General features: G+C 36.0%; 10 protein-coding genes. 3 read left to right on the forward strand and 7 right to left on the reverse strand.

The annotated features are described in order from the left end of the window. The first annotated feature begins 1 nt into the window (after position 1). Entirely contained in the window at positions 2-640 is a 639-nt protein-coding gene (locus J2Y60_RS14620; protein ID WP_309919659.1) for a GDSL-type esterase/lipase family protein, read from the forward strand. 58 nt (positions 641-698) lie between these two features. On the opposite strand, the gene J2Y60_RS14625 is transcribed toward J2Y60_RS14620, so the two are convergent. From J2Y60_RS14625 to lysS, 3 genes are all read right to left on the reverse strand, one after another. Further along, complete coding sequence (locus tag J2Y60_RS14625) at positions 699-2,186, reverse strand: Do family serine endopeptidase (protein ID WP_309919654.1); 1,488 nt, start codon at positions 2,184-2,186, stop codon at positions 699-701. 303 nt (positions 2,187-2,489) lie between these two features. Continuing rightward, the gene (locus J2Y60_RS14630; RefSeq protein ID WP_309919651.1) at positions 2,490-2,936 is read right to left on the reverse strand and encodes an Hsp20/alpha crystallin family protein; all 447 of its coding nucleotides are present in this window, start codon (positions 2,934-2,936) and stop codon (positions 2,490-2,492) included. Between the two features lie 478 nt (positions 2,937-3,414). Next, a complete protein-coding gene (gene lysS, locus J2Y60_RS14635) occupies positions 3,415-5,127 on the reverse strand; it encodes a lysine--tRNA ligase (protein ID WP_309919648.1) in 1,713 nt (570 codons plus the stop codon). A gap of 283 nt (positions 5,128-5,410) precedes the next feature. On the opposite strand from lysS, the gene J2Y60_RS14640 reads away from it, so the two are divergent. After that, positions 5,411-5,809 carry a LytTR family DNA-binding domain-containing protein gene (locus J2Y60_RS14640; RefSeq protein WP_309919646.1) on the forward strand — a complete coding sequence of 133 codons (399 nt, stop codon included), beginning with the start codon at positions 5,411-5,413 and terminating at the stop codon, positions 5,807-5,809. A gap of 400 nt (positions 5,810-6,209) precedes the next feature. Next, on the forward strand, positions 6,210-7,247 hold the full coding sequence (locus tag J2Y60_RS14645; protein WP_309919644.1) for an aldo/keto reductase: 1,038 nt from the start codon (positions 6,210-6,212) through the stop codon (positions 7,245-7,247). Positions 7,248-7,379: 132 nt separating this feature from the next. Here the strand turns inward: J2Y60_RS14645 and J2Y60_RS14650 are convergent, their stop codons facing one another. The 4 genes from J2Y60_RS14650 to J2Y60_RS14665 all read right to left on the reverse strand — a co-directional run bounded on the left by J2Y60_RS14650 (position 7,380) and on the right by J2Y60_RS14665 (position 12,610). Further along, positions 7,380-9,800, reverse strand: a complete 2,421-nt coding sequence (locus J2Y60_RS14650; protein WP_309919641.1) for a TonB-dependent receptor domain-containing protein — start codon at positions 9,798-9,800, stop codon at positions 7,380-7,382. Positions 9,801-10,065: 265 nt separating this feature from the next. Continuing rightward, positions 10,066-10,887, reverse strand: coding sequence for a DUF4097 family beta strand repeat-containing protein (locus J2Y60_RS14655; protein ID WP_309919637.1), 822 nt, complete (start codon positions 10,885-10,887; stop codon positions 10,066-10,068). A 31-nt stretch (positions 10,888-10,918) separates the two neighbouring features. Then, positions 10,919-11,779: a hypothetical protein gene (locus tag J2Y60_RS14660; RefSeq protein WP_309919635.1), complete on the reverse strand. Its 861-nt coding sequence runs from the start codon at positions 11,777-11,779 to the stop codon at positions 10,919-10,921. A gap of 15 nt (positions 11,780-11,794) precedes the next feature. After that, positions 11,795-12,610 (reverse strand): HEAT repeat domain-containing protein, encoded by an 816-nt coding sequence (locus J2Y60_RS14665; protein ID WP_309919632.1) that lies wholly within the window; start codon positions 12,608-12,610, stop codon positions 11,795-11,797. Position 12,611 lies beyond the last annotated feature (1 nt).

Here is a 12,611-nt window from a genome sequence, read left to right on the forward strand (position 1 = left end):
TATGCAGAAAAAACTACTAACTTTTTCATTATTTTTAAATTTCTTATTTATCATTACGGGTGGCATCTTGGCATACCAATTTAGGCTAAAACTCTATCGATATTTATTCCCCGTGAAATCAAAAAATATTTTATTGATTGGTGATTCTTTGATTGCACAAGAAAACTGGTCGTTGCTCTTAGGCAGAAATGACGTTTACAGCATAGCTTATGGTGGGGCAATCACTTTGCATATTTTAAAAAACTTAACATTGCAAGTACCCCAAATTAAACCAAAAATTTGTGTAATTGAAGGCGGTATAAACGATTTGCTAGCTGGCGTACCCGAACAAAGAATTTTTGAGAACTACCAAAAAATGATTAAAATCCTTCAAGAACAGCAAATTAAAATAGTTGTTCAAGCGGTAGTTTATACGTCGATGTCTGATATTAACAAAGAAATCACACTGCTGAATAATAAATTAGCGAGGTTTTGCCAAGAAAATAAATTAGTATTTGTAGATGCTAATTCGTATTTAGCTGAAAACAATCAACTAAAAACACAATATTCATTAGATGGCATTCATTTACAATATGACGCTTACCCTATCTGGGCAAAAGAATTAGCAGGGGCATTGGAAACCTTAGAAGACAAACCATAAAAAAACCCTGTAAAGTAGTACTTTACAGGGTTTTTACTTCTACTTATATAAAGAATTATTAAAGTATCATTAGTACGCGTGTACCGTCAACATCAATACCTTCAAGTCTAACTTTACCTTTGCGATTAGCTAAAACATCCGCTACTTCTTTTGCATCAGTAACAGCTTTGTCATCAATTTTAGTGATAATAAAGCCTTTATCTAATCCTTGGTAACCTAATCTACCTTCTGGATCAACGTCTGTGATTTTAGCACCGCCGCTTACTTTGAATTTAGCTTTTTCGCTATCAGTTAAGTTTGCAAGCTTAGCACCTAGAAAATCGCTTTTTACAATGTTTCCAGCAGTTTCACCTTTCACAATGTTTGTATTGCCATCTTTGTTTTTCAACACAACATTGAAATCTTTAAGGTCTCCATCACGGTTTACAGTAACTACTACTGTTTCACCTGGGCGTTTGCGACCTACCAATTCCATCAATTTAGACATTGATTTGGTTTCGATGCCATCTATTTTTACAATTACATCATTTACTTTTAATCCAGCAGCTTGTGCAGAACTTCCGCCTGCTGTTGGGAAACCACCAACATACACACCGTCGCCTACTTTCAAATCTTTTTCCTCAACCAATTTGGCATTCACTTCAGTAATGTTGATACCTAAGTAACCACGTTGCACATTGCCATATTTAATCAAATCAGCCGCTACTTTTTTAACAATCCCTACTGGCACTGCAAAAGAATATCCTGCAAATTGACCAGTACGGCTATAAATAGCAGTGTTGATACCAATTAGCTCACCTTTTAAGTTTACCAAAGCACCACCAGAGTTACCCGGATTTACGGCTGCATCTGTTTGAATAAATGATTCTAATGGATTAACATCTCCACCTCGGTCGATAATGTTTTGGCGTCCTTTTGCTGAAACAATACCCGCTGTAACAGTCGATTCTAAATTGAACGGATTACCTACAGCCAATACCCACTCTCCTACTCTGATTGCATCTGAATCACCAAAAGTTAAGAATGGTAAATTAGAGCTTTTCACTTGAATTACCGCAATATCTGTAGCTGGGTCAGTACTAATAACTTTAGCTTTTAATTCGCGTTTATCATTCAAAATTACAGATACTTCGTCGGCATCTTGTACTACGTGGTTGTTAGTAACAATATAACCGTCTGAACTAATAATTACCCCCGAACCTGATGCTTCTTGAGGTTCAACTTGCTGACGACGACCGCCTCCGCCGAAGCCTCCGAAGAATTCTTCAAACGGATCCATCATTTGACGGCTAACGTTACGTGTCATTTTCGTTTTGATGTGTACTACCGCAGGTGTTGCTTTTTCAGCAGCATAAGTAAATTCACCCGGAGCCCCCGCTGGAACAGCTCCAGCATTTGAAACCATTCGTGTGAAAGCAGAAGGCGTATTGGTAAATAAGGCGTCTGATGATGATTTTTCTAAAAACAGCTTATAGGCTCCAAGCGTAGTAGCACTACTCAATATTCCGGCTATAGCTAGGTTTTTTACATTACTTTTAATTTCCATGGTTTGTGATATTTTGTTAAATTTTACAAAACAATACAAGAATGAATAAATTTTTAATCTTTAATTCACATCTGCTAATTTAACGCTAAAACTTTTTTTAAGGTGCATTCCTTTAAAGCTTTTTAACATATTTTAAGAAAATACTTATTCGTAAGGAATCAGCTTTAAATGATGTTTTTTTTGCAGAACAATAATATAGTATTTCGGGCAAAAAGATTCCTTCTCTAACATTTTTTTTCAGAGAAGGAATCGAAAAAAATAATCATGAAGCGCATGGCTAAAAGTTTAGCACAAGCTAATTTATTAAGCTACTGCTATTTCTTTAACCGCAGGTTTTAATTCTTCTTTTTTAGGAAGTGAAATATTCAATATTCCGTCTGCATAAGTAGCTTCTATTTTTTCTCCATCTACCGACTTAGGCAAATTGAATGATCTTTGGAACGAAGTGTAATTAAATTCTTGGCGAGTGTATTGCTCAGTTTTTTCTTCATTTGATTGCTCTTTCTTAGTTGAGATAGTCAAACGGTTTTCGTGAAGACTTAATTTAAAATCTTCTTTTTTCAAACCCGGAGCCGCTACTTCAATATGAAATACGCCTTCTGCTTCTTTAACATTTACAGCAGGAATGTTATTATAAGCTAAACTATGTTGATGTTTTGATGGATACATGGTGTCTATGTTTTTTAAAATGTTGTTGAAATCTTCATTAAAAAATTGGAATGCTGGGTTATTGAATCTAACAAGTTTCATGGTTTTATGACGTTTAATGTTTTTTGATTAAATGTTAAAATGTTTTGTCCTTCATTATAATAGCTGGACATCCCTTTTATTTCAAATCCCGTACCACCCATATTTTAATGCCATTATGTCTTATATTCTTTATTTTAAACAATTTATACATGACAAAATAACCGATTTATATAAATCAAGGTTGATAAATTGTCATTTATTAGATTATTAGTAAATCAGCGAAATTTTTCTACGTGAATCTGGGGAAAGATTTTACCCGCAGATTTTGGAGATTAAAAAACCGCAGATTTTCGGAGATTATTTAATAAATCTGCGGGAATCAGCGATATTTTTCTGCGTAAATCAGCGGGGAAAGATTTTACTAGCTGATTTCGGAGATTTTGAATTCTTTAAAAAATCAGCGATATTTTTCTTCGTGAATCAGCGGGGAAAAATAAACAAAAACGGCTACCTCGATGAAGTAGCCGTTTTCTATTTTTTATTCAAACCATTTAAGCACATCGTCCTTAGAAGGAATTGAAATATCTAGTTTTAACTTTTTACGCATTCCGCCTAAATCGTTAAATACTTTGTTCGGATTAGCTTCTTTCAGTCCTGCGATGGTCATAAAGCCCATTTTTTGAAGTACAGGAATCCATGCTGTTGGTACACCGATTGCTTCGTATTCTGCATCAGTAGAAAGTTCAGCTTTCTTCTCTGGACGCATCTGAGGGAAGAACAATACCTCTTGAATAGTCGTTTGATTAGTCATCAACATCGTCAGACGGTCGATACCAATACCAATACCTGCTGTTGGTGGCATACCATATTCTAATGAACGAAGGAAATCTTCATCCATCGCCATTGCTTCGTCATCACCTCTTTCAGCTAGTTTCAATTGTTCCTCAAAACGTTCACGCTGATCAATCGGGTCATTTAATTCTGAATAAGCATTGGCAATTTCTTTACCATTGACAAATAATTCAAAACGCTCTACCAACCCTGGTTTACTACGGTGTTTTTTAGTCAATGGAGACATTTCAACTGGATAGTCGATAATAAACGTTGGCTGAATCAAATTGCCTTCTACTTTCTCGCCGAAAATTTCGTCAATCAATTTACCCGTTCCCATCGAAGCATCCACTTCTATTCCCCAAGAAGTACAGTGATTACGAAGCGTTACTTCGTCCATCCCTTCTACATTAACACCTGTATATTTTTCAATCGCTCCTGCAATCGTCAAACGTGTGAATGGTCCAGCAAATTCTATTTCGTTTTCACCAACTTTTACTTTCGTTTGTCCGTTAGTAGCGATAGCTACTTTCTCGAAAATCTCTTCGGTGATTTCCATCATCCAATTGTAGTCTTTGTAGGCTACATAGAATTCTAAAGAAGTAAACTCAGGATTGTGAGTTCTGTCCATTCCTTCATTACGGAACATTTTACCGAACTCATACACACCATCAAAACCACCTACAATAAGGCGTTTCAAATACAATTCATTGGCAATTCGCATATATAAAGGAATATCCAAAGAATTGTGGTGCGTTTTGAACGGGCGAGCAGAAGCCCCACCGTGAATTGGTTGAAGAATTGGTGTTTCAACCTCTAACCAACCTTTTCCATCAAAAATTGTACGCATCGTCGTTACAATTCTTGAACGTTTGATAAATATATTTTTTACTTCTGGATTAACAATCAAATCAACATAACGTTGACGGTAACGCGTTTCTGGGTCTGTTAAACCATCAAACACATTTCCATCTTCATCACGTTTTACTACTGGTAATGGGCGTAAAGATTTATTCAGAATCTTGAATTCGGTAACGTGAATAGAAACTTCTCCTGTTTGGGTAGTAAACACATAGCCCTTTACACCGATAATATCACCAATATCTAATAACTTCTTGAAAACTGTATTATAAAGCGTTTTATCTTCATCTGGACAAAGGTCGTCTCTGCGGAAATATAATTGAATACGGCCTGTAGCATCTTGTAATTCTGCGAAAGATGCACTCCCCATAATTCGGAAAGACATTAATCTACCTGCAATCGAGATATTCTTATAATCAATCTTATTGTTCGCATAATTCTGCTGAATATCCTCAGCAGTTACATTGATTTCGTATAGTTCAGCTGGATAAGGGTCGATTCCAAGCTTCATTAAATCTTCGCGCTTTTGTCGGCGAAGTACTTCTTGTTCTGAAAGCATAGTATTTGTAATATGATTCGTGAAAAAACACCAATCTTGTTTTCCTGCAAAATTAAGGATTATTCGTGTGTCTTCAAACCATAAATTTTTCTGATTTTCTTGTTACCATTTTTTAACGCATTTACGACTAAGGAAATGTAGCACAAAAAGAGGGGTTTTACGGAGGGTAAAAATACGCAATTAAGCAATTAAAGTGTTTTTACGCTAAAATATTGAAAGCAAAGTCTTTTGTTTTGTACTATGGAAAAATATTCATCAAGGTGATTATGTAAACCAAACAACTATGAACTTACCAATCCAAACCAATTTTCTCTTTTCTTCAAAACGATATGGTCGTGAAAAAAGAACAATTATTTTCTTAGAAAGAGGAAAAACAGAAATCTTTATCGATGAAATTGTGATGTGTCAAGGCGAAGGTAATTATACTTTTGTACATTATAAGAATGGTAGTAAAAGACTTTTTTCAAAAACGTTAAAACAATTTTGTGAATTATTTGAGGCTCATGATTTTGTAAGAGTGAGCAGATCGTTCTTGATTAATTTAAGATATTTAAAAGCATTCAGTACTACAGGCGAGCCATGTGTGATTATGATAGATGGACAAAAGATAGACATTGCCAGACGTCGCAAAGTGGCGTTTCAAAATATTATAAGACAGTTTACAATAAAATCAATTGCTTGATTACCAATTGGTCAATGTATGCTAATTAAAGAAAAACTATTTTAGTGGTTAGGTGAATAGGCGACAGCTTCCTGAATATTTCGGGGAGCTGTTTTGATTTAAGATTTTGGACTTGAAGACACTAGACTTGAAGACGCTAGACTTAAGACTTTGGACCTAGTCATTAAGTCTAGTACCTTAAATTTAACACCTAAAGTCCCAAAATCGAGCGTCTTCAAGTCCAAAGTCTAATATCTCAAAATCCAGCATCTTAAAATCTAAAATCTTCAAGTCTTAAGTCTAGCGTCTTCAAGTCTAACATCTTATTTACCAAAAACGAACCAACTTTTTATTTTTTGGATTTCACTATTAGCTACCCCTTAAAGAGTAGCACAAGACAAATCTCTAAAATCAATAAAGAATGGAATACAGACAGTTAGGTGCATCAGGCTTAGAAGTGCCTGTGCTAAGTTTTGGTACTGCTACATTTGGTGGTGGAAACGATTTTTTTAAAGCTTGGGGAAGTACTCAGGTAGAAGAAGCTACTCGTTTAGTAGATATTTGTTTAGAAGCAGGACTCAATTTCTTCGATACTGCCGATGTTTATTCTCAAGGACTATCAGAAGAGATTTTAGGAAAAGCATTGGCTGGTAAAAGAGATAAATCTTTGATTTCCACAAAAGCTACTTTTACTTTTGGCGATGGGCCAAACAATCAGGGTTCATCTCGCTATCGTTTGATTAAACAAGTTGAAGGAAGTTTAAAACGCCTCAATACTGATTATATCGACCTTTACCATATGCATGGGTTTGATGGTAACACGCCTATTGAAGAAACCCTCAGAGCATTGGATGATTTAATTCAAAGTGGGAAAATTAGGTATATCGCTGCTTCTAATTTTTCGGGTTGGCACTTAATGAAATCTCAAGCTATCGCTGATAAATATGGTTGGAATAAATATGTAGCACATCAGGTATATTATTCATTGGCCAATCGTGAATACGAATGGGAATTGATGCCTTTGGGCTTAGACCAAAAAGTTGGCGGAATTATTTGGTCACCCTTGGCGGCAGGTAGATTAGGCGGCAAATATCGTAGAAACCAACCTTTGCCACAAGATAGTAGAGTAGCGCAAGGCGGAAGTCCTATTCCAGAAGCAGTAATCAACGAAGAAGTATTTTATAATATCATTGATGCCTTAGACGAAGTAGCAGAAGAAACTGGTAAAACGCTAGCACAAGTGGCCATCAACTGGGTATTGCAAAGACCAACAGTATCGAGCATTATTATTGGTGCAAGAAACGAAGCGCAACTCCTTCAAAACATTGAGGCTGTAGGTTGGAATTTGACAACAGACCAAGTAAAGAAATTAGACCAAGCCAGCGAAGTACCAACAATTTATCCATATTGGCATCAAAGACAAAATCTGAAATTGAATCCTTTGCCTAAATTTTATTAGGGTTAATCTTATCACTAGGGAGGGACTTAAGTCCCTCCCTAGTGATAAAATTTTTTGATTATCAATCACTTACAAGATTATAAACAATCAATAAGACTTAACTCACTCGCTAATAGAAAGTGATACAATTTATCATCCTCCTTTAATCCTATTCATTTCATCCTCAGAACCTGAGTTGCGATTTCTAGCTCCTTTGATTTCCTTATTGCCGAATCGGTAATTAAAACTAAATTTCAATTGTTGTCCTTCAAAAGTGAACCTTAAATTTGTTTCAATCCCTGCATAGCGTGAATGGTATCCTCCACGAGCAGTACCTAGTACGTCACTATAAGAAACCTTGAAAGTGGCATTATCACTCCAAAACTTCTTTTGCACACCTATGTCCATCATGCCCATACCCGAATTGTAATCGATTCTTCGGTAGGGTGAATTATACCAACCCGATAATTCTATCGTCCAGTTGTTTTTTATCTTGAAAGTATTCTGTCCGTTGCAATTAACTGCTGCCGTACTGTTATTAATGACTAATCCATTTTCCAGATTAGCCTTCCAGATATTGTGATAGGCACTCACATTGAAATAAATTTGCCACCATTTTGTGATAGAAGCCGTAATGCTCATATCCAAGCTTACTCCTTCAGAATAATCTAAGTTTCTAGAAATAAAATAGGTTCGGCTACTATCATAAGGAATCCTTAGACCCACCACTGGGAATTTAGTTCGCCAATATCCTAAAGAAGTTGTCAGTTTAGATTGATATACATGCGTCAATTTAAAACTATTGGCTAACTCAGGACGAAGGAATGGATTTCCTTTTGAATACACCAATTCATCAATCCTGTATTCAAATGGGTTCAGGTTTTGATAACTTGGACGATTGATTCTGCGACTATAATTAAGGTTAAAAGAATGGTTATCAGATGCCTTAAATGATAGCGTACCGCTTGGAAAAAAGTTTAGGTAAGTGGTATCTACCCTATCCAAATCATTGTGTTTATAACTGGTAAGATTGCCCAACGACTTAGTATTCTCAGCCCTCAGTCCTATTTGAAAATCCCACTTTTTATTCAACTGGAGATTATAATTTATATATCCAGCGTATACTCTTTCGGTATAAGTAAATCTATTACTACGGTCAATGTCTCTAACTTCTGTATTATTAATGACATTAAAGAAATCAAAAGTATTGTCAGACGTCACATCCGACAATTTTACGCCATACCCCAGTTTTCCTTTTTGAAAGGGCTGTTCATAATCAATTTTAAAAGAACTAATCGTAATATCTGTCGGAGTTTTACTGACATAGTTTCGTTCGATAGCAGGAATCTCTGGTGAATAAAACTGATACCTATTTGGCTGATAATTGATACCCCTAGAAGTAAAAATACCATAATTTGCATCAATATTTAGTTCATGACCAGTAGTATCGGCAAAACGATAATTTAGATTTAAGTTGAGGTTCTTGTTTTTTTCAGGGTTAGATGTTTGTGAATAAAGTACGACTGAATCTGGCTCTGAGCTAAACCTTTTGCCAATCAGCGTTTGGCTTTCGCCTCCGCCATTGTGGTCGCTCATTCTTCCGTTGGCACTAAAGCCTATCGTATTTTTTGAATCAATGTAGTAATCAACGCCCACTTTAGCACTTTGCGAAGTATCCTTCCATAAGCCATGCCACGTTTTATTATAAATGGTATTGTTTAGAATTTGGTCATCCAAAGTGGTATTATGCCAAGCTCCTTGGTTATAACTATAAGAACCAAAAAGGTTAACCTTTTTATCACGGTGATTGATATTCAGTGAGCTATTGTATTTTGGCGTAATACCAAAATTAGCCCCAAGACTAAGATTGCCATTAGTACCAATTTTTCGGTTCTTCTTCAAGCGGATATTGATAATACCTAAGTCGCCAGCGGCATCATATTTAGCGGAGGGATTCGTGATAATTTCGATGGCTTCAATATCAGCGGAATTCATACTTCTGAGGGTTGAGGCAAGGTCTTTCCCACTCATCTGCGATGGTCTTCCGTCAATATAAATCCTTACGCCTGCTTTGCCTTTTATCAAAACGTTTTCATCTTTGTCAACTTGTACACCAGGAGATTTTTGTAATAATTCTAGTGCATTTGAGCCTGTAGCATTAATACTGCTCTCTACATTAAACACAATTTTGTCTTGTTTCACCTCTATCAAAGGTTTGGATGCAACTACTTTTACTTCTTCCAACTGTTGGACAGAGGTTAATAAGGTAAAAGGCGGTAAATCAATGTTTTGATTGATTACTTCAATGGGTGAAGACCTAAAACTTTTGAATCCTACCGCATTAATTTGAAGGTAATATAGCCCTTTGGCAATATTAGCCATTTTAAAAACGCCCTCTTCTGTGGCAATATCAGCTTTTACTAGCAAAGAATCTTTGGTATGATGCAAGGCAATCGTAGCAAAAGGAACTACTTCATTTTGTTGATTTTTAACAGTTCCATTGATTGTAAAGGTTTGAGCAAAGCCAATACTATCGATACCTAGCAAGAGCATCAGCAACAGCGTTTTTTTCATTGTAATTAGGTTGTTTATTGAGGTTTTTATTTGACACAAGGACAAGAGGTTTTACTACTTTGTTGCAATTTTATCAGAATTAATTACGAGTAAATAGGTCAATAGGTTACCTCATCCCCCAGCCCCTTCTCCTTCAGAGAAGGGGAGCAGACTATTGGATTCAAAGCCCCTCTCTGAAGGAGAGGGGTTGGGGGTGAGGTGAAAATCTGTAAGTTTAAAATAAATCTTAAACCTACAGATTCTTTATAAATAAGTTAAAATAGGTTTATTTGGCTTTCCTTAAATAGATATTACCGTGCATATTCTTCATCATGATTTCGGGGCCACCACCATTGATTTTCCCATAAATCCAGTCTTCAATTTTAATTTTATACATCCCTTTTTCGCTGGCTGTATTTGTCTTAGGCTGAGTTTTGTCGATGTCAATATCAAAATCGCTTAAGATTTCTCCTCTATCTGATTTCAACTTAACATTCGTTTTAATCGTAGCAGGAAAAGTAATGTCCACATTTCCGTTCAAGGTTGTAAATGCCATAGGTGCTTTAGCATCCACCGATTTGAAACTTGTGATGATATTACCATTCACCGTATTAGCCACTACAGAACCTGAAATATTAGAAAGCTTTATCGCACCGTTTACATTGTTTACCTCCATTTCTCCATTAATATTATCTACCGTAATATCTCCATTATTAATGGTATGGAGTTTAAAATTTCCACCTTGTGGTACTTTTAGGGTAAGGTTAACGGCTCTTTTCCAAGAATCAGAATGTACGATTATTTTGTTATTGTTTTCCTCTGCCGTAAGCTCCAATCCATTATCTGCCACGATGCGCTTCATGCCTTCTGCATTGGTTTTACTTTCTTCTTTTTTGCCAGCTGCCGCTTGTGCTTCTATCACGATTTCTTTACCTGCGTAGCTAGCCACTTTGATTGAGCCATTGATTAGTTTAACCGTCAGCGAATAAGGCTTGGTTGGGTCGGTCAAAGGCACTGTTATCTGGTCTTTTGCTTCTGACTGAGCCACCGCCCTGTTCATCAAAATGATTGATAATAGCAGCAATCCTGCTGTTTTTATTGTTTTCATCTGCTTGATATATGTTTTGATTTTAAATAATTTATTGTTGTTTTTTGATATATACGCTTCCGTTCATGGTTTCAAAACGGTATGCTTTTCCGCCAGAGCCAATTCTGATAGAAGATGTTTTGTTTAGTTTATAAACCGTCCCGTCACCCCTAGTTTCTTTGTTTTTCACTACCTGAGTTGGTAATACTTCAGTATTAGAAAAATCTGTGTAGAAATGTCCATTCATGCTTTTAAACTGTAAGTCTGCCGAAAGGTCATTGAGATAGGTAACCCTAATGTCACCGTTTAAGGTATAATAAGATGATGGTTCTGGAGGATTACTCACGTAGTTTATCGTGATATTACCATTAATGGTATGCAAATTACTTTGTCCTTTGGCATTGGCTACAGTGATTTCACCATTGATATTGCGTAAATGCAATGCTCCTGCTACGTCTTTTACCTCCACATATCCATTGTTGATGGTCGAAATATGTAAGTTCATGTTATAGGGTACTTTTACACTATACGATACATTATAATGATACTCTACACGTTTGTCATTTCTACGCTCGTAATTACGATTAGGGCGAGAATCAAACGGTTGAGCCACATAAGCAATAATACTATCTCCTTTTTGTTCAAATGCCAATTGAAATTCTTTCTTACCAGTTTCTACATCATCCTCATCTCGGGCTGAAATATTTTTATCAACTTCTATCACTACTTTATCGCCAGCATAGCCTTCTACTTTTACAAAACCATTGATATTATAAATGGCTAAAATGTTGGTGGTTGTCTTCGATACTTCAAATTCTTTATGGAGATGTTCATCAAATTTCTGTGCATTTGTTGACGATTGGGCACAAGAGAGTACCACTCCTATTAATAAGGAGAATAATGTTTTTTTCATGATGTAAAGGTTTATTTAAATGAGTTGATTAATACTTTGTTTTATTTTGTCCTTGACCATCTCGTTGAGATTGTCTTGTTTGAGCAATTTTTGAAGCGGTTTAATTGATTTTTTTTCTTGCAACTTCACCATTACATCAGCAATGGCTGATTGTACCAACGGAGAATCTTGTTTAGTAATACTTTGTACCAAACCTTCACGCACCCTAGCATTATTTGACAACTTGGTAAGGGCTTCTAAGGTCATCAAGCGAACATTTACATTTTCATCATTGTTCAGTGTCATCAACAATGCATCTACTACCTGTGTATTTACTTCGGTAATTTCTTCTGAATAACTCACAGCACGCATTCTTTCAGAGGCCGAAGGGTTTTCCAATAAGGACATCATCATCATTTTCTTCATTTCTTGAACTTCAGACGATAAAGCCGTTATTTCCTGATTTGAAGCCTGTCTGACATTCAAATGATTGATAAAATAACCCATACTAAGCCCAAAAAGGATTAACATAAAACTATATGACAATTGAAGAGCAGGTTGAATCGTCCAAAGCTGTTTGAACTTCGCTAATATACTCGTCAACAGATTATTCTTTTCGGCAACGGTTTCCTTATAATCTTCCAACATGGCGTAAAAATCTGTTCGCATATTGGCAGAAGGCACAGGCTTAGGAATCTCGCCCATTATTGCCCATAATTTCTGAGATTGTTCAAACTCTTTCTGGCAATCCAGACATTCAGCTAAATGTTCTTCTAACGCTATACGCTCAACATCGTTGACAGGATTATTCAACAAATAAGTAAGTCGCTCTTTATCATATTCACATTTCATA

The sequence above is a fragment of the Arcicella sp. BE140 genome, from assembly GCF_031456255.1.
GTDB lineage: Bacteria > Bacteroidota > Bacteroidia > Cytophagales > Spirosomataceae > Arcicella > Arcicella aquatica.

What these genes read in the sequence shown, in the direction of transcription:
- J2Y60_RS14665 (WP_309919632.1), bottom strand. Translation starts at nt 12,610, where the DNA reads ATGAAATGTGAATATGATAAAGAGCGACTTACTTATTTGTTGAATAAT.
- J2Y60_RS14625 (WP_309919654.1), bottom strand. Translation starts at nt 2,186, where the DNA reads ATGGAAATTAAAAGTAATGTAAAAAACCTAGCTATAGCCGGAATATTG.
- J2Y60_RS14640 (WP_309919646.1), top strand. Translation starts at nt 5,411, where the DNA reads ATGAACTTACCAATCCAAACCAATTTTCTCTTTTCTTCAAAACGATAT.
- J2Y60_RS14655 (WP_309919637.1), bottom strand. Translation starts at nt 10,887, where the DNA reads ATGAAAACAATAAAAACAGCAGGATTGCTGCTATTATCAATCATTTTG.
- J2Y60_RS14660 (WP_309919635.1), bottom strand. Translation starts at nt 11,779, where the DNA reads ATGAAAAAAACATTATTCTCCTTATTAATAGGAGTGGTACTCTCTTGT.
- J2Y60_RS14620 (WP_309919659.1), top strand. Translation starts at nt 2, where the DNA reads ATGCAGAAAAAACTACTAACTTTTTCATTATTTTTAAATTTCTTATTT.
- lysS (WP_309919648.1), bottom strand. Translation starts at nt 5,127, where the DNA reads ATGCTTTCAGAACAAGAAGTACTTCGCCGACAAAAGCGCGAAGATTTA.
- J2Y60_RS14630 (WP_309919651.1), bottom strand. Translation starts at nt 2,936, where the DNA reads ATGAAACTTGTTAGATTCAATAACCCAGCATTCCAATTTTTTAATGAA.
- J2Y60_RS14645 (WP_309919644.1), top strand. Translation starts at nt 6,210, where the DNA reads ATGGAATACAGACAGTTAGGTGCATCAGGCTTAGAAGTGCCTGTGCTA.
- J2Y60_RS14650 (WP_309919641.1), bottom strand. Translation starts at nt 9,800, where the DNA reads ATGAAAAAAACGCTGTTGCTGATGCTCTTGCTAGGTATCGATAGTATT.